Origin of the sequence: Mesorhizobium sp. CCNWLY176 (assembly GCF_037153935.1) — a bacterium.
In the GTDB taxonomy this organism is placed as follows: domain Bacteria; phylum Pseudomonadota; class Alphaproteobacteria; order Rhizobiales; family Rhizobiaceae; genus Mesorhizobium_M; species Mesorhizobium_M zhangyense.
On record NZ_JBBBDZ010000020.1, the window covers coordinates 48,808 to 65,539 of the forward strand.

The following is a 16,732-nucleotide window of genomic DNA, read 5'->3' on the forward strand; positions in this document are numbered from 1 at the left end:
ACGTTCAAACTTGGATCGCTCAAATGTATCCTACCTATGGAAGCTCCCAGAAAGCCATTCACTGGGCCGTATTTCTCCTGGTCATTGGCCTTTATGGGCTGACCTATGCCGAAGACCTCTTTCCACGAGGCGATCCGAACCGCGATCTTGTCTGGTGGTTCCACATATCGTTTGGGCTGCTGCTTTTCGCGCTCGTCATAATCCGGATCGGCTTACGGCTTGTGTTTGGTGCGCCCGAGTTGCCTTCAGAGATGACGCTACTCGAAAGATGGCTGGCGAAGGTTGCGCATCTTCTGCTGTACGCGCTGCTGATGGCCATCCCGGTTCTCGGTATACTTCTCACATGGTTTCGGGGCGATGCACTGAGCGTTTCGGCCTGTTCACGATCCCGGCACCCTTCTTGCCTGATCGTCCGACTGCGGGGTTCATCAAGGAACTGCACGAGCTTTGCGCCAATCTCGCTCTCGCCGGGTTGCATGCAATAGCGGCCCTTTGGCATCACTTCGTTCGCAAGGACGATGTGCTTAAACGAATGCTGCCGCGGAGCTCCTGGTAGGGGATAGACCGCCGACCGCTCTTCCATCTTGAATTCGGGGATGCTGCATCGCTTTATGCGCGTGCGGCGAGGAGCCGCTCCAATCGGCTTAGAAATGGTCGCTGGCCGGCAACAATCTTTTTATGCGCATCGGCCATCTGGAACCATGCGGCACGGTCGATTTCGGGAAAGCTTTGAATGCGCCCGCTACGCGGCGGCCATTCGATCTCGAAAGTGTTGCTTTGCAGTTTTTCGACGTCGAGGTCGCCCTCTAAGGCAAAGGCAGTGATGAGCTTTCCGGTACGCTGGCGCAGCGCGCCGAGCGGAAGAAAAATGCCATTCGGCTGCTGCCCTGTTTCTTCTGCAAATTCCCGCCTTGCTGCCGCCTCAGCTTCCTCGTCATCCCCGTATTCTCCTTTCGGTATCGACCAGGAGCTGAGATCGCGCCGGATCCAAAAGGGGCCGCCGGGATGAACAAGCATGACCTGAAGCACGTCGGCTGCCCAACGGTACATCAGGATTCCCGCGCTCTTCCTAGCCATCTAGCAGCTCTCTGCATCGTTATGGCGAAGCATCTATCGCCATTTGACCCTGATCAATGCCCGGCATCAAACAATGATGGACGCTAACGGTCCCAAATGTGGACAATATTGTCCGTCGCGCCAAGGAAGGTGAAGGTCATGTATGATGGAACGTTGAAGCAGGACATTATCGATGAGCTCGATTTCGAGCCGAGCATCAACGCAGCAAATATCGGCGTTGCTGTCGAAAATGGCGTGGTTACGCTCACTGGGCATGTCTCCACATACGCTGAACGATCTGCCGCGGAAGATGTGGTCCGTCGCGTCAAAGGCGTAAAGGGCATAGCACAGGAAATCGAAGTACGCCCGTTCGGCAGCAATCCAAAAGCCGACGATGAAATCGCAAAGCGGGTTCTCGACGTAATCAACTGGAGTACGACCGTTCCAGATGGCGCCGTTCAGGTCAAAGTCCAGAATGGCTGGATTACGCTTACAGGCAAGGTCGAATGGCAATACCAGAAGATTGCCGCAGCCGAGGCGATCGTGGGTTTGGTGGGCGTATACGGAGTTGCCAACAACATTGAGGTGAAGCCGAGTGCGTCGGCTTTCGACGTCAAAAAACGGATCGAGGACGCGTTGAAGCGTAACGCCGAGGTCGAAGCCAGAGCCATCAAGGTCAATGTGCAGGACGGCAAGGTTACCCTTGAAGGCAAGGTCAAGGCCTGGTCCGAGCGGGCTGCTGCAGAGCGGGCAGCGTGGTCCGCGCCCGGCGTAAGCGTGGTGGTCGATCATTTGACTCTGATCTGACGTCAACGATGACATTTTGGGAGGCGGGGCAGTCCCTGTCCAGCTTCCCCTCTTTAATCGTTGTTTTCGTCGGAAGGCAGATAGAAGGAGACGCCTGAATGAAAGCCCTCGTTTATCAGGGACCGGGATTGAAATCGCTTGAAGAGCGCCCGAAACCCGAAATCTTTGATGCTAACGATGTCATCGTCAAGATCACCAAAACGACAATCTGCGGAACCGATTTGCATATCCTGAAAGGGGATGTCCCGACCTGCACGCCTGGTCGCATTCTTGGTCATGAGGGAGTCGGGCTCGTGGAGCAGACAGGCGCCGGTGTGACGCAGTTCAAGGCAGGCGACCATGTCCTGATTTCCTGCATCTCATCCTGCGGCAAATGCGAATACTGCCGAAAGGGAATGTACTCACATTGCACGACCGGCGGCTGGATTCTTGGCAATAAGATCGACGGAACTCAGGCCGAGTATGTCCGCATCCCACACGCCGACACGAGTCTTTACCGCATTCCCGAAGTCGCTGATGAGGAAGCGCTTGTCATGCTGAGCGATATCTTGCCTACCGGCTTCGAATGCGGTGTCCTCAACGGCAAGGTTCAGCCCGGCGGAACAGTGGCAATCGTGGGCTCCGGCCCGATCGGGTTGGCCACGCTGTTGACCGCGCAATTCTATTCACCGGCCCTCATCATAATGATCGATCTCGATGAAAACCGCCTGGAGGTCGCAACGCGGTTCGGCGCAAACGCTGTCATCAGCGCTTCCGGTGACGCCGCCGTTCAGGCAGTTATGGCGCTGACGGACAATCGCGGTGTCGATACGGCGATCGAGGCGGTCGGAATTCCCGCAACCTTTGAACTTTGTCAGGAAATCGTGGCCGCTGGAGGGACGATTGCCAATGTCGGCGTGCATGGTGTCAAAGCCGATCTGCATCTCGAAAAATTATGGTCGCACAACATCGACATCACGACGCGACTGGTCGACACTGTGACAACGCCGATGCTCATGAAAACGGTGCGCGCCGGCAAGATCGACCCAAAGAAACTTATCACGCACCGTTTCGAACTGGATCAGATCCTGGATGCCTACGATACATTTGCACGTGCGCCAACAACGAAAGCGCTGAAGGTTATTATCAAAGCGGCGTAACGCGATTTGCAGCGGCGGCCGGCGCCGGCTGCACAACCATCTGACCAAAGGCTTGCCGGTGACCATCCGAAACCTCGACTATGTAAATCATCCGAAATCCATTGCGGTGATTGGAGCATCCGTGCGTGTCGGTTCTGTCGGACATGTTGTCATGAGAAACATTCTGGATGGCGGATTCGAAGGCCAGGTGTGGCCGGTCAATCCAAAATACGAACAGGTTTCCGGCCGGGGCTGTTACAGTAGAATCAAGGATATTCCCGGCGTCCCTGATGTCGCTGTGATCATCACGCCGCCGGCGACCGTGCCGGCTCTGATCGGCGAATTGGGCGAAAAGGGAACGCGGGTTGCGGTGGTCATCACGGCAGGCCTGACAAGTGAGAACGGGTTGCGGCAGGCGATGCTCGATGCCGCCAAGCCATTCCTGCTACGCATCATCGGGCCGAATACAGTTGGCTTGATGGTTCCGCCCGCGAAACTGAATGCCAGCTTCGCTCATATGGGTGCCAATCCTGGCGGGATCGCCTTGGTTTCGCAATCGGGCGCGATCGCGACGGCCCTGGTCGACTGGGCGGTCGACAATCATGTCGGTTTCTCGAAGATCGTCTCTCTGGGCGACATGGCCGACGTGGACGTTGGCGATTGTCTCGACCTTCTTGCAGGCGATGCCAAGACACGGGCAATCCTGATGTATCTGGAATCCATTCCCAATCCGCGCAAGTTCATGTCCGCCGCGCGGGCAGCAGCGCGTCTCAAGCCGGTTATCGCGATCAAGTCAGGACGCCACACGGAAGCAGCCAAGGCTGCGGCCACCCATACGGGCGCGCTCTCGGGGGCGGATCGCGTCATCGATGCGGCGCTGCACCGAGCAGGTATTCTTCGGGTTCAGGGTCTTGCCGAGCTGTTCGACGCTGCCGAGACGATCGCACGGTTTGCACCTCTCGAATGCGCCAGGACATCCATCGTCACCAATGGCGGCGGTGCGGGGGTTCTGGCGGTGGACAGATTGATGGATTGCGGTGGCGAGTTGGCGGTCCTTACGACAGCCACGATAAGCGGTCTGGACAAGCTTCTCCCTGCAAACTGGTCTCATGCCAATCCCGTGGACATTATCGGGGACGCCACGCCGGAGCGTTATCGGGCTGCCGTGGAAGCAGTTGCCGCTGATCCTGAAACCGATGTCATCATGGTGCTGAACTGTCCGACCGGGCTTGCCTCGCCGGTCGAGGCCGCGGCCGCTGTCGCAGCACTTTCGAAAGACGGCACTATCAACGGCAAGCCGGTTCTGACCTGCTGGCTCGGAGAGCATACGGCGCGCGAAGGCAGGCGTGTTCTGCAAGAGGCTGGCGTGACCAGCTACGAAACACCTTCGGATGCAGCTGTCGCTGTTTCTTATCTCAGCGACTGGTCGAGAGCGCAGAAGGCATTGATGCGCGTGCCGCCGGCCCGTGGTGAAGACGTCACCGCGGACAGGGACGCCGTCGCCGCCATCTTCCGGCAAGCGGCGAGGGAAGGGCGCGGCATGCTGACTGAGCCCGAGGCCAAGGCGGCGATTGCCGCTTATGGAATACCTGTGCCCGAGACGGTAATCGCCAGGTCTGTCAAGGAGGTGGAAATGGCGGCGGCACGACTGCTGCAAAGCTGCGAGAAAGTTGTCGTCAAGCTGCTTTCCAAGACGCTGACTCACAAATCCGATATCGGCGGCGTGGTTCTCGATTTGGGCGCACCGGCAGGGGCAAGGGAGGCGGCAGCCGGAATATTGGCGCGCCTCAAGAAGATTGCACCGCAAGCCGACATGGAAGGGTTCGTCGTTCAGCCGATGATCGTTCGCAGCCATGCGCAGGAACTTATCCTCGGCGTCAGCCGCGATCCGATTTTTGGGCCGGTCATCCTTTTTGGCGCAGGAGGCGTTGCCGTGGAGGTCATGGACGATACCGCGATCGCGCTACCACCACTGGATGATGTGCTTGCCGGAGACCTGATCGACCGGACCCGCATTGCGCAGCTGCTGGCCGGGTTTCGCGACCGCAAGCCGGCGGATCGCAAGGCGATTTGCCTCGCGCTCAATGGATTGTCACAGATGATTGTGGATTTTCCCTGCATCGTGGCGATGGATATCAATCCGCTGATCGCCGACAGCGAAGGTGTCGTGGCGCTTGACGCGCGCATTCAAATCGATCCGGCGGACGTGGAGCGTCCGGGTCCCAACCCCGACATGGCGATCAGTCCATACCCGTCAGGTTGGACGAAGGATGTGGTGCTTGCGAAGGCAGCGTTTCATCTACGCCCGATCAGACCAGCCGATATATCGCTTTATCCTGCATTTCTGGCCAAGGTTACTGCAGACGATATGCGGCTGCGCTTTTTCTCCAAAGCCAAGTCCATTCCCCACCAGTTGCTGTTGCGGCTAACACAACTCGACTACAACCGCGACATGGCGTTCCTGGCTCTGGAGAAGGAAAGCGGTGTGTTGGCGGGAATCGTTCGCCTGTCATCAGATCCGGATCACCAGGTGGCGGAATACGGCCTTTTGGTCCGGAGTGATCTTAAAGGTCACGGTCTCGGATGGGCATTGCTCAATCATCTGGTCGACTACGCGGCCCACGACGGGTTGAAGCGGATTGAAGGCAGCGTTCTGAGTGAGAACGAAACGATGTTGACAATGTGCCGCGAATTCGGGTTCTCGGTGCTGCAGCATCCTTCTGAACAAGGAATGTCCCTGGCCGCACTCGAACTGGCCAACCGAAGCCCGAAGCAGACCTGACTCAATTGGACATGAAGCGGTTCAGGCCGTCATCGTTAAGCAGGCTTCGGGTCACACCACCGAAAATCCACTCCCTGAACCGGCTGTGGCCGTAGGCGCCGCATACGACAAGATCGGCCTGAATTGAGCGGGCGAATTCGGAAATCCGGTCGCCGTCGGCCTTGGACCTGATGATCTCCGTGCGTGCGTTGATACCGTGACGTCCAAGAAAAGATGCGACATTCGCCAGCCTTCCCTTGGTGAAGGTATCAGCGTCCGGATCGATCGTCGCGATGACAACTTCATCCGCGCGACATAAAAGCGGAAGTGCGTCTGCGACTGCCCTCCGGGACTCGCGCGTGTCTTTCCAGGCGACGAGAATACGGTCGGTACGAATACGTTCGGCACCGCTTGCGGCTATCAGAACAGGTCGCCCTGCATTCAGAATAAGATTGCCGAGATCAGTCGAGCGATATGCGTTGCCGATAGATGCCCCCTCAGGCGAAGCTGTGATTATCAGATCTGTTTCGTGCGCGTAACCGATCAGAGATCGCGTCGGGTTGGCAATGTCTGCTCGCCATTGGACATGAGGGCCCGTACCAACCAGTTCGCGAAATTGTGCTTCATGCACCTTGAAAAGGCGTTCAATATCCTCGCGTTGGCGTTGGAAGATTTTGGGGTCGAAAGCCATGCCGTCGGCTGAATCGAGGGGGACAGGTATCTCCGCAGCGCAAAGGCCCATGAGACGGGCGTCGAAATCCTTGGCTAGTCTTTCAGCAAACATCGCCAAGTTGGAAACGCAACCGTCTATGTCGAAATTCACCAGCATCGACTTGTAAGACAGCATATTTGGGCGTGTCTGAGGTTTACGGCGATGAGTGAGCGTGATTGGTGCCGACATGACTCATATCCTCACGTTGCGTTGGCCTGTAGTCTTCTCAGGTTGGCGACTAGTAGTTGGCTGCAGGGGTACGACCGTCGCTATCTGGAATGTGTGCATCTTGCCGCCGCTGCGGATGGAGACGTATTCGCCTGGGGTGAAACGTTCTTCGCCGATCCGGAAACCGATTTCGTCATCCATGTCGCCTTCGACATAGTCGAAATACCATTGCCCTCCGGGCTTGCGGCGCAAACGCCCGATCAAGTCTTCATTGTCAGGCCTGAAATGGCGGACCCGGCAAGCTATCTGATGTGCCTTCCATTCCGCCGCGTCGATGCGATTGTCGGCGTCGAGCGGAATGACCAGATCGTATCCCTCATTGCGGTCTCCCGCAGGGTGATCCTTTTCGCGCGCCAGAAGAAGTCGCACATGACGGAATTTGGACGTGAGCGTACCGAGCGATGACATGACAACGATCCTTTCGTTGACATGAGTTTGCTCGGTTGGCGGAGCGACGCCTTGATCGGGATCAAATGGATCGCCGCGCCGTAGATTTTGTCATATCGGTGCTTGATTCAGCGCAAGGCAGGCTGGTCGCCCCCGGGTAGAATGTCTGGATTGCGGATAAACCGCCGACCAGATGGAGTGTGTTCCATGCCCTTCAAGACAGTTCTCAGCATCATTGACGTCACTCAGTCCGACCGCGACCTTGATGCCGCGATTGAGCTTTGCGCCGAAATCAGCGCACATCTTAGTGTCCTGGTGGTCGCCTTGGTCCCGCCAGTTCCAATCGGCGGCTATGCAGCAGTACTGTCAGCGCCATGGCTCCAGGAACGGCAGCACGACATCGCGGCGCTCAAGGCGAGGGTCAAGACGGTGAATGTGCGGACATCCGGCGCATCGTTATCGAGCGATGTGGACAGTGAATATTCGGAGATGGCCTGGGTCGATGAGGTGATCGGAGAGCGCGCGCGTTATGCAGACCTGACGATAATCGGCCCGGCGCTCCTGAACGATGGTGACCTTAAGAAGCGTGCCATAGACGGCGCACTTTTCGAGTCAGGCAAGCCGCTGCTGCTCCTTCCCGCGAAAGCCAAGCCGACATTGCGGCCGAAGACAATTTTGCTCGCCTGGGATTCCAGCTTTGAAGCCATGCGCGCTGCCCGCGAGGCGTTGGAATTGATGGTGGCAGCGAATAGCGTCCACATCACACTGATCGATCCGGAGGCAACGCTGGGGCGCAATGGTCCGGAGCCGGGTGCTGACATAGCAACCTATCTGGTGCGCCATGGCATCAAGGTAACGGTCGATCGGCTTCCCAGCGCCGGCGCACAAGTCGCGGACGTCTTGCGCCAACATGCCAACGATATCTCCGCGGATATGGTTGTGATGGGTGCTTATGGCCATTCGCGAATGAGAGAGAGGATTTTCGGTGGCGTCACAAGATCGCTGATCGACGAGCCCAGTCTGCCCGTGCTTCTTGCGCATTAGATTGATGGCATGCATCGCGGCGAATTGCTCGCCTATCGCCCGCAGCAGGTCTGCCCGCGCGGAATGATGTGTTGATCCAGATCAAGGAACCTATGCTCATCGCCCCATACGGTTTTCGTTGGTAGGGGTTTCACGATCCGATTTGCAATTTTGCGAAGAAAGGAATCACTTCATGCTGAACCAGACCGCAACGCCTCTCAATAACTTGCTCGGGCCCGCTGCACCGTCGATCGCGACAGGCCAGAAAGCGCTTTTCGCAATGGGTCGCCTTCATGCGCAGAACGTGAAGACGATGTTACACTTTCAATCCGAAGGCCTTGCTTTCCTTAAGCATCGCTATGAGGAGGAGATGAAACTGGTCGACGACCTGATGACAACGGATGGATTGATCGATGCGTTCGTTGTTTACTCCGGGTTCTTCCAGAATGCGGTAGCGGAATACTCCAAGGAGGCCGCCAAGCTGAACACGATCGGATCGCGCGCAGCATCCGAGACCGCAAAGCGGGTTCGCAGAGAAGCCGAGATCGTCACCGAAGACATGGCGGCAAGAACGGCGGCTTGACTGGCAGCAAACCGATACGTCAGGATTTCTCTGCAAAGCGCGAACCTCGCCAATAATGTCAACTATCGCAGACATGCCATTGAATTTCCGCGGAAGTTTCGTCGCATCAGCTTTTTTCGATAGTTGAACATTGAGGGCGAGTTCGCCGATCCGGTTGCCAACGCCGAGTCCCAAGCCTCCGACCAGCCCATTCTTGCTGCAGAACTTGCCTTCAAACGCTTTCTGAATCTCAATGCGACAGAAGCACGGGCAACCGGAGATCATTGAGGATGCCCTCAGTGGCCCCGCCGAGAACGAAGTCGCGGATGCGAGAATGGCCGTAGCCACCCATGACGAGAAGGGCGGCTCCCGATTCGATAGCGTGATCCTGCAAGGTCACGCCAATCGGGCAATCTTCTGTTCGAATTGCCACCGCCTCCGACGGCAACCCGCGCTTCCGCAGACCTTCAGCCAGTCGTTCTCCCATTTCTCCTTCATCGAGTGGCTTTTCGTCCACCACTGTCAGAACTGAAATCCTGGTGGCGCGTTCAAGCAGCAGTCGAGAGTCCGCGACAGCACGGGCGGCAACCCGGCTGCCGTCCCATGCAATTGCTATGTGGTCGAGAGCGCCTATCGTTGAAAGTTCCGGCAGCAGGATCGTCGGGCGACCTGACCCGAAGATGACCGCTTCAGCCGTCATTTGCGATGTCGGATTGTTCGCTTCCCATCCGACCAGCACGAAGTCAAAGTAGCGAGCTTGCCTTGCCGCGACGTCTCCGAGAAAAGCGGGGGCTGCGACAAGCGTTTTTGTCGTCACATCCATGTCGAACTGCTTGGCCCGTTTGGCTACAGCCGAAAGCATTTCCATCCCGCGCTTTCCGCTCTTGATTTCCGCTTGGCGAATAAGCTCCGGGGTGTTTAGGAGAAAGCGTGACAGCGCATTCGAAACGGGCGGAATGTCGACATTAACTGCCAGCGCATGCAAGTCAGCATCAAGTTTGGCAGCCATTGCGACGGCGTTTGTCGTGACGGCGTCGCTGACCGCCTCGGGATAGGTGACAAAGGGAACAAGCGCCTGGCGTCTCATGTTGGTTTCCTTTCATTAGAATCCGCGCTGTTCGTCGATGAGAAGCGCTTGAAGCACTCGATCATGCATTGCCTTTCTGCGCCTTGATTTGCCTCAAACTTGCTCAGCTCCCAACGTGACGATTACAAAGGCAATTGCCGCTAGTGCGCCAGGAGCAGGGGTACGGGGCTTGCATCGAGCAGGGAACGTGTAACGCCGCCAAGGATGGCCTCACGGAATCGCGAATGAACGAAAGCGCCCATCACAATCATTTCAATGTCTTCTTCCGCTACAAACAGGCGGATGCATGCGGCAACATCTCCGCCTGCGCCGGCGAGCGTGGCAAGTTTACAGTCCTTCACACCATGCCTTATCAGATAGGCGGCAAGTTCAGCTCCCGGTGCCATGCGTGAGAGGTCCTTTTCGCCGGTGATCGTGACCAGGACAACGAGTTCGGACGTTGCAAAGAATGGCAACGCCTCTTTGACCGCGCGCGCTGCCCGCGCGCTTCCATCCCATGCGACCGCGATGCGGTTGGGCGCGGCGTTTCCACCATTTCGTGGCACCACGACCACCGCCCGACCGCTGTCGAACAACGTATCTTCGATCAAAGCGTGGCCTTCGAGATCTGTGTCGAGAGCTGCATCCAGAATCGCAAGGTCGTGGGTTCTCGCCAGATGAAGGAACCGCTCGCCGCGCGGTTCGAAGGGTGAGTTGGCCTGTTCCGTCACAAGGTCAATTCGCTTCCCCGATACAAGTTCGCTTGCGGCAAGTGTGGTGGCAGACGTTGCGCGCCGGCATTTTTCCATCTCGTGCTCAGCCCAGGCCGAAGGCGCTACAGTGGCGCCTAGCCATGCAATTGAGCGTGGGGCAAACACGTAAAGCGTCAAGCTCGCACCGCAATTGGCCGCGAGGTCGATGGCGTATTTCAGCGCCGGCGTTTCCGTGAAATCGGCCCTAGCTGTAACGCCCACCAGAACGGATCGCACGTAGCCGGACTCCAGGACTATCTTGTTGGCCTTTTTGCTCATGGTTTCTGCAAGCTCCCGATATAATCGAGGATAGCCGAGATCTGGTCCGGAGTTGCGGTGAATTCGGGCATATCCGGATGTCCGGTCGAGATACCCTCAGCCAGCGCTTCTTCCAGTGAATCGAGCGGGTAGCGTTGCGAAAGGGTGCGAAAAGGTGGTGCGTCAGGATGCGTGCTTTTGCCGGTTCTTCCGATCGCATGGCAGCGGGCGCAATTGTCCTCCACCAGTGCCTTGCCACGGCTTGTCAGGTTGGCGGCCGTCGCTGGGGCGAAGGCGATAGCCCACGCCGCCGCAACGCAAACGATCCACAGCGGTTGGGGGTATAGAGGCTTCAGGGCGCTGGCGGTCATCAGGGAAATATACGCCTCTGCCCGCCATCGGCTTTGATCCTTGTCAATTCCAGGCCGAGGTGAAGATCTTCATTCGTCAGGCCCGGAAAGAAGGAATTCTCTTCGATCGGCATTCCAGACCGCATTGAAGGTTGCTTCTGGATTTTGTTTCCAGATTTCAACGGCTTTCCGATCTATTCTCACCTTTCGTCCATCAACCATGACGCACCGTGCCACTTTGGTGTTGCCCACATCGTCGTGTGTCAGCTTCATTGTCCCTCTCTTTTCGACGACGCTGCCCCCCGTAGAGGAGGCAGGCAGTCCTTTGATTGCCGTTAATCTGTCGCGATTTGGCGAGACACGGCTTGCGCGGATGAAACCGCGGAACTACTTGGTGGCTTGGCACACGCGCAACTTTCCGAGAAGTTACGTATCGCTGCGATCACTTCACCGTCATTGCCGAAATATCGTTTGATTTCCGCATCCGACATTCCCAGGTCATCGAGCACCTTGATCACGATCTGTAAATCTAGGTGCAACGAAGGTCCGCCGAATTTTCGTCTGCTTTGATGATGATTTCTTGCAGTCACAGCGTCACTCCCAATATTCCAGAACTCCGATTTCCCCGACCTTTCACTCAAAAACAATTCAAGTCGGGGAGGCCCGTTGCTCAAGCAATTGCCCACCGGCTCCTACAAAAGTGCTCTGAACGCTGGCCACATTGATCTTGGTCAATAAGTTTTCTGAAAACTGAGCGTCGCGATGAATAAACACACGGCGCGAGACAAACTGACGCGAGATTTGCTTCTCGTGATCAGGTAAAATCAAGGGATTGCAAGGATCGCTCGGTGTTCGCCATGAACTTGCGGCAAGATATTCATAATTCGGATATTCCAGCACTCTGCCAGGCTTGCGAAGCCCGCCATCGAGGCGTGTGCGGCGCATTGGATACCGACCAATTGACTTTGCTCGCCAAGTCATCGTCGAGACACCAGGTCGATGCCGGAAAGGAGCTCATCGGCGATGCGGAAGCGATCGGCGGCTATTCCAACATTCTTTCGGGCGTGGTGAAGCTCACCAAGACGCTCTCCGACGGTCGCCAGCAGATTGTCGGTTTGCAGTTCGCCCCTGATTTCCTTGGGCGTCCGTTCAAGACGGAGAGTGCGATCAATGCCGAGGCAGCGACCGGGGTGACGCTTTGTTCCTTTCCCAAGACGGCCATCGAACGGATGATGAAGGACTCCGCCGGTCTCGAAAGTCGGCTTCTGCGCCAGACGTTGAAGGAACTCGATGAGGCTAGGGACTGGATGGTTATGCTCGGACGCAAGACTGCTTCGGAAAAGGTGGCGAGCTTTCTTGTGATGATCGCCAGATACATCGATCCCGCCACAGATCCGAAAGCCGGTCCGGTAACATTCGATCTACCGCTCACGCGAGCCGATATCGCGGATTTCCTCGGCCTCACAATCGAGACGGTCAGCCGCCAACTCACCAAGCTCCGGTTGGATGGTGTCATCCGCGTAGAGAACCATCGACATGTCACAGTCGAGCGGTTCAGCCGGCTTGAGGCTCGTTCCGGTTACTAGGAAATCTACAAGACGCTGATCGCTGGCAGGACATGCTCGCATTCGAACGCGACATGCCGCCTTATGGTTTCGAACAATCCCCGCAGCATAAACCCCAGGGCTTCGGGATTTTCTATCGCTTCCCCATGGCCAATCGCCAGGAGGATTTCCGTTACATCATCTGCGAAGCATTCATCTTCCACATGTTCGGCGCGCAGGCGCTGTATCGTCGGGGCTTTACCAACCTTGCCAAGCGCTGTTTCGAAAGCCGGAAAGACAACGGTTTCCTCATACCGGTGGACACTACGCAGAAGCGGTACCAGAGCATTTGCAACACTCAGGCATTGCAACTGGTCGATATGCCCCGGCAGTGTGTCGGCGATATCTTCCAGGCTCTCGCAAAGTCGCAGTTTTTCGAGATGTGCTCGCTTCATCATCGCGGCGGGAAGAAGTTCCATGGCATGCCGGGCATCGCCGTTCCACTGCATATCGAACGCATAAGGCTGCACCGCTTTATGATCTGACATCCGGCAACCTCCGAACCTGTGCCGGAACGAGAATCTCCAAGGATAGATCGCAAGGCTTTGATCTGGATCAAGGCACAGCTGCGCGCATCGCGGAATTGATAATCGCGCGGGCCGCCTCGCAAGGACGATCGGCGCCGGGTCAGTGCAGACGGGGACAATCAATGAAGTACGGAGCGGAAATTGTGGGGCTGGGGTTTGCAACCTTCCTTGCCTTGCTTGCAGCTGCATTTGCGGCAGACGAGCCGTTTGCAAAGCACATGTGGGTTCTCTTCTTCGTGCTGGGCGTTGCAACCATCGTGCTCATGCGCAACACAACCTTCTCGCCCGCGCCGGTCCGGAGCGACCGCAGTTCAGCTTATATGGACGAGCCAATCCGCTACGGATCGATCGCAACCATGTTCTGGGCGGTTGTTGGACTGTTGGTTGGGGTGGTGATTGCCCTTCAACTGGCGTACCCCGATCTCAACATCGAACCCTGGTTCAATTTTGGCAGGCTGCGGCCGCTGCACACCTCGGCCGTCGTCTTCGCCTTTGGCGGGAATGCACTCATCGCGACCTCTTTCTATGTCGTGCAGCGCACGTGCCATGCGCGGCTATTCGGCGGCAATCTCGTATGGTTCGTCTTCTGGGGCTATCAGCTCTTTATCGTCATGGCCGCGACGGGATACCTGCTCGGCATCACCCAGAGCCGCGAATACGCGGAGCCCGAATGGTACGTCGATCTATGGCTGACGGTCGTCTGGGTCGCCTATCTCATCGTATTCCTCGGCACGATCCTGAAGCGTAAAGAACCTCATATCTACGTCGCTAACTGGTTCTACCTGTCCTTCATCGTGACGATCGCGATGCTGCATGTGGTGAACAATCTGGCGATGCCGGTGTCCTTCCTCGGATCGAAAAGCTACTCGGTCTTCTCCGGCGTGCAGGATGCCCTGACGCAGTGGTGGTACGGCCACAATGCAGTCGGCTTCTTCCTGACTGCCGGCTTTCTGGGCATGATGTATTACTTCATCCCCAAGCAGGCCAATCGGCCGGTCTATTCCTACCGCCTGTCGATCATCCATTTTTGGGCGCTGATCTTCCTCTACATTTGGGCCGGTCCGCATCATCTTCACTACACCGCCTTGCCTGATTGGGCGCAGACGCTAGGCATGGTCTTTTCCATCATGCTGTGGATGCCTTCCTGGGGCGGGATGATCAACGGGCTGATGACACTGTCGGGGGCTTGGGACAAGCTGCGTACGGATCCCATCATTCGCATGATGATCATGGCCGTCGCCTTCTACGGGATGTCGACCTTCGAAGGGCCGATGATGTCGATCAAGGCGGTCAATTCGCTATCGCACTACACCGACTGGACCATCGGGCACGTCCATTCCGGCGCGCTCGGCTGGGTTGGCATGATCTCCTTTGGCGCGCTCTACTTCATGGTGCCGCGATTGTGGAACCGCGAGCGGCTTTATTCCCTGCGTCTCGTCACCTGGCATTTCTGGCTCGCGACGCTCGGCATAGTCGTCTACGCAGCCGTGATGTGGGTATCCGGCATACAGCAGGGGCTGATGTGGCGTGAGTACGACGAGCAAGGCTTCCTAGTCTATTCCTTCGCAGAAACCGTCGCGGCCATGCACCCCTATTACGTCATGCGCGCCATCGGCGGCGCCCTCTATCTCGCCGGTGCGCTGATCATGGCCTGGAATGTCACCATGACCATCCTTGGCTACCAGCGCGAGGAGGAACCGATGTCGGGCTCCGTCCCCGTTCTCCAACCTGCCGAATAGGAGACCCAAATGGCCTTGATGGATAAACACGCGATCATCGAGAAGAACGCCACACTTCTTCTCGTCGGGTCTTTTCTGGTGGTCACGATCGGCGGCATCGTCGAGATCGCTCCGTTATTCTACCTGCAGAACACGATCGAGAAAGTGGAGGGGATGCGTCCCTATTCGCCGCTCGAACTGGTCGGGCGCAATATCTATATCCGCGAAGGTTGCTATACCTGCCATAGCCAGATGATCCGGCCTTTCCGCGACGAGGTCGAACGCTACGGCCATTACAGCCTTGCTGCGGAGTCGATGTACGATCATCCGTTCCAGTGGGGGTCGAAGAGGACAGGCCCCGATCTCGCGCGCGTCGGTGACCGCTATTCGAACGAATGGCATGTGCAGCATCTGAGTGCGCCGCGCTCCGTGGTGCCCGAGACAGTCATGCCGAGCTATGCCTTCCTCCAAAGCGAATTGCTGCCAGTCAAAGGGTTCTCGACACAACTCGCGGCCAACGCCGATGTGGGCGTGCCGTATACGCCTGAGATGATCGCGAGTGCGGAGGTGGATCTTGCGGCGCAGGCAAATCCTAATGCCGATACGTCGGGTCTACTGGCGCGGTATCCAAAAGCGAAGATCGGCGATTTCGATGGCAATCCGCAGGCATTGACCGAGATGGACGCACTCGTCGCCTATCTGCAGATGCTGGGCACCCTGGTCGATTTCTCGACCTATGACGAAGCTGCCGGCTACCGGTAACGGGGGAAGACATGGAAACCTACACCGCCATGCGTCATTTCGCGGACAGTTGGGGATTGCTGTTCATGACACTGTTCTTTGTCGGGGCCGTTATTTTCGCGCTTCGTCCTGGCAGCCGAAAACAAGCTGAAGAGGCCGCCAAGATTCCGCTTAAGGACGACTGACCATGAGTGAAAAACACATAGACCAGGCGTCCGGAGTCGAGACAACCGGTCATGAATGGGATGGCATCAGGGAACTCAACAATCCGCTGCCGCGGTGGTGGGTATGGACGTTCTACGCGACGATCGTCTGGGCACTCGGCTATACGATTGCCTATCCCGCCTGGCCGATGCTGCGTTCGGCCACGACCGGCCTGCTTGGCTATTCGAGCCGGGACGCACTGAAGAATGAGCTCACAGTCGCCGAGACGGCAAAGGCCCAGTATGTGACTGCAGTACAGTCCAAAACCGTAGCCGAAATAGCATCTGACGACGCCTTGCGCGAATTTGCCGTGGCCGCAGGCGGTGCTGCCTTCAAGGTCAATTGCGTGCAGTGTCACGGTTCTGGCGCACAAGGTTCACCCGGGTTTCCCAATCTCAACGACGATGAGTGGCTGTGGGGCGGAAGCGTCGACCAAGTCTATCAGACGATTACGCACGGCGTACGTTTCTCGGCCGACCCCGATACGCGGTTTTCCGAGATGCCGGCATTTCGCGACATCCTCGACCGCGACCAGATCGCTCAGGTCAGCGCTTTTGTCGCGAGCCTGTCCGGGACGGGTGAGGCTGCAGCTCTGGTAGAACCGGGCCGCAAGGTCTTTGCTGAAAACTGCGCCGCCTGCCATGGCGATAGCGCCAAGGGCAATCCCGAACTTGGTGCACCGGATCTGACGGACGCCATCTGGCTATACGGTTCGAGCCAAAGTGCGATTGCGGCTCAGGTAGGCTCCCCAAAGCATGGCGTGATGCCGGCTTGGGGTGCCCGTCTGGGGGATGCGAAGGTCAAGGAACTTGCCGTCTACATCCATTCGCTCGGCGGTGGGGAATAGAGCTGTCTTGC

22 protein-coding genes are annotated in these 16,732 nt (G+C 57.3%); 12 read left to right on the forward strand and 10 right to left on the reverse strand.

All coding sequences use genetic code 11. The features are described 5' to 3' along the window. Positions 1–23: 23 nt before the first annotated feature. Together WBQ96_RS25245 and WBQ96_RS25250 are read left to right on the forward strand one after the other, a co-directional pair. Positions 24–485, forward strand: coding sequence for a cytochrome b (locus WBQ96_RS25245; protein WP_336555130.1), 462 nt, complete (start codon positions 24–26; stop codon positions 483–485). Continuing rightward, on the forward strand, positions 437–556 hold the full coding sequence (locus WBQ96_RS25250; RefSeq protein ID WP_337035942.1) for a hypothetical protein: 120 nt from the start codon (positions 437–439) through the stop codon (positions 554–556). Before WBQ96_RS25245 ends, WBQ96_RS25250 begins: the two co-directional genes overlap by 49 nt. Before the next feature lie 53 nt (positions 557–609). On the opposite strand, the gene WBQ96_RS25255 is transcribed toward WBQ96_RS25250, so the two are convergent. Further along, positions 610–1,077 carry an NUDIX domain-containing protein gene (locus tag WBQ96_RS25255; RefSeq protein ID WP_336555129.1) on the reverse strand — a complete coding sequence of 156 codons (468 nt, stop codon included), beginning with the start codon at positions 1,075–1,077 and terminating at the stop codon, positions 610–612. A 138-nt stretch (positions 1,078–1,215) separates the two neighbouring features. On the opposite strand from WBQ96_RS25255, the gene WBQ96_RS25260 reads away from it, so the two are divergent. The 3 genes from WBQ96_RS25260 to WBQ96_RS25270 all read left to right on the forward strand — a co-directional run bounded on the left by WBQ96_RS25260 (position 1,216) and on the right by WBQ96_RS25270 (position 5,763). Continuing rightward, positions 1,216–1,863 carry a BON domain-containing protein gene (locus tag WBQ96_RS25260; RefSeq protein ID WP_336555128.1) on the forward strand — a complete coding sequence of 216 codons (648 nt, stop codon included), beginning with the start codon at positions 1,216–1,218 and terminating at the stop codon, positions 1,861–1,863. 98 nt (positions 1,864–1,961) lie between these two features. After that, a complete protein-coding gene (locus tag WBQ96_RS25265; RefSeq protein ID WP_336555127.1) occupies positions 1,962–3,002 on the forward strand; it encodes a zinc-dependent alcohol dehydrogenase family protein in 1,041 nt (346 codons plus the stop codon). 58 nt (positions 3,003–3,060) lie between these two features. Further along, positions 3,061–5,763 (forward strand): bifunctional acetate--CoA ligase family protein/GNAT family N-acetyltransferase, encoded by a 2,703-nt coding sequence (locus tag WBQ96_RS25270; RefSeq protein WP_336555126.1) that lies wholly within the window; start codon positions 3,061–3,063, stop codon positions 5,761–5,763. Between the two features lies 1 nt (position 5,764). Here the strand turns inward: WBQ96_RS25270 and WBQ96_RS25275 are convergent, their stop codons facing one another. Together WBQ96_RS25275 and WBQ96_RS25280 are read right to left on the reverse strand one after the other, a co-directional pair. Continuing rightward, a complete protein-coding gene (locus WBQ96_RS25275; RefSeq protein ID WP_336555125.1) occupies positions 5,765–6,643 on the reverse strand; it encodes a universal stress protein in 879 nt (292 codons plus the stop codon). Between the two features lie 3 nt (positions 6,644–6,646). Next, a complete protein-coding gene (locus tag WBQ96_RS25280; protein WP_336555123.1) occupies positions 6,647–7,090 on the reverse strand; it encodes a hypothetical protein in 444 nt (147 codons plus the stop codon). A 186-nt stretch (positions 7,091–7,276) separates the two neighbouring features. Here WBQ96_RS25280 and WBQ96_RS25285 point away from each other — a divergent pair, with 186 nt between their 5' ends. Both WBQ96_RS25285 and WBQ96_RS25290 read left to right on the forward strand, forming a co-directional pair. Beyond that, the gene (locus tag WBQ96_RS25285; protein ID WP_336555121.1) at positions 7,277–8,113 is read left to right on the forward strand and encodes a universal stress protein; all 837 of its coding nucleotides are present in this window, start codon (positions 7,277–7,279) and stop codon (positions 8,111–8,113) included. Positions 8,114–8,285: 172 nt separating this feature from the next. After that, on the forward strand, positions 8,286–8,675 hold the full coding sequence (locus WBQ96_RS25290) for a phasin family protein (protein WP_336555120.1): 390 nt from the start codon (positions 8,286–8,288) through the stop codon (positions 8,673–8,675). Between the two features lie 229 nt (positions 8,676–8,904). On the opposite strand, the gene WBQ96_RS25295 is transcribed toward WBQ96_RS25290, so the two are convergent. From WBQ96_RS25295 to WBQ96_RS25320, 6 genes are all read right to left on the reverse strand, one after another. Beyond that, complete coding sequence (locus WBQ96_RS25295; RefSeq protein WP_336555119.1) at positions 8,905–9,741, reverse strand: universal stress protein; 837 nt, start codon at positions 9,739–9,741, stop codon at positions 8,905–8,907. Between the two features lie 140 nt (positions 9,742–9,881). Then, entirely contained in the window at positions 9,882–10,751 is an 870-nt protein-coding gene (locus WBQ96_RS25300; protein ID WP_336555118.1) for a universal stress protein, read from the reverse strand. Continuing rightward, positions 10,748–11,101, reverse strand: coding sequence for a c-type cytochrome (locus WBQ96_RS25305; RefSeq protein WP_336555116.1), 354 nt, complete (start codon positions 11,099–11,101; stop codon positions 10,748–10,750). The genes WBQ96_RS25300 and WBQ96_RS25305 overlap by 4 nt, the downstream gene beginning before the upstream one ends. A 69-nt stretch (positions 11,102–11,170) precedes the next feature. Continuing rightward, entirely contained in the window at positions 11,171–11,353 is a 183-nt protein-coding gene (locus WBQ96_RS25310) for a hypothetical protein (RefSeq protein ID WP_336555115.1), read from the reverse strand. A 62-nt stretch (positions 11,354–11,415) separates the two neighbouring features. Beyond that, a complete protein-coding gene (locus WBQ96_RS25315) occupies positions 11,416–11,670 on the reverse strand; it encodes a hypothetical protein (protein WP_336555113.1) in 255 nt (84 codons plus the stop codon). Positions 11,671–11,728: 58 nt separating this feature from the next. Further along, entirely contained in the window at positions 11,729–12,025 is a 297-nt protein-coding gene (locus WBQ96_RS25320; RefSeq protein WP_336555186.1) for a hypothetical protein, read from the reverse strand. Between WBQ96_RS25320 and WBQ96_RS25325 the strand changes: the two genes are divergently transcribed. Beyond that, entirely contained in the window at positions 11,938–12,666 is a 729-nt protein-coding gene (locus WBQ96_RS25325; RefSeq protein WP_336555111.1) for a Crp/Fnr family transcriptional regulator, read from the forward strand. The two genes, WBQ96_RS25320 and WBQ96_RS25325, sit on opposite strands and share 88 nt — an antisense overlap. A 5-nt stretch (positions 12,667–12,671) precedes the next feature. Here WBQ96_RS25325 and WBQ96_RS25330 read toward each other — a convergent pair whose 3' ends face one another. Then, the gene (locus WBQ96_RS25330; protein ID WP_336555109.1) at positions 12,672–13,172 is read right to left on the reverse strand and encodes a hemerythrin domain-containing protein; all 501 of its coding nucleotides are present in this window, start codon (positions 13,170–13,172) and stop codon (positions 12,672–12,674) included. Positions 13,173–13,333: 161 nt separating this feature from the next. Between WBQ96_RS25330 and ccoN the strand changes: the two genes are divergently transcribed. The 4 genes from ccoN to ccoP are packed head-to-tail and all read left to right on the forward strand — an operon-like array spanning position 13,334 to position 16,721. After that, positions 13,334–14,950, forward strand: coding sequence for a cytochrome-c oxidase, cbb3-type subunit I (gene ccoN / locus WBQ96_RS25335; protein WP_336555108.1), 1,617 nt, complete (start codon positions 13,334–13,336; stop codon positions 14,948–14,950). A gap of 9 nt (positions 14,951–14,959) precedes the next feature. Continuing rightward, on the forward strand, positions 14,960–15,691 hold the full coding sequence (ccoO, locus tag WBQ96_RS25340; RefSeq protein WP_336555106.1) for a cytochrome-c oxidase, cbb3-type subunit II: 732 nt from the start codon (positions 14,960–14,962) through the stop codon (positions 15,689–15,691). Positions 15,692–15,702: 11 nt separating this feature from the next. Next, complete coding sequence (locus WBQ96_RS25345) at positions 15,703–15,855, forward strand: cbb3-type cytochrome c oxidase subunit 3 (protein WP_091918017.1); 153 nt, start codon at positions 15,703–15,705, stop codon at positions 15,853–15,855. Between the two features lie 2 nt (positions 15,856–15,857). Next, entirely contained in the window at positions 15,858–16,721 is an 864-nt protein-coding gene (gene ccoP / locus WBQ96_RS25350; RefSeq protein ID WP_336555103.1) for a cytochrome-c oxidase, cbb3-type subunit III, read from the forward strand. Positions 16,722–16,732: the final 11 nt, after the last annotated feature.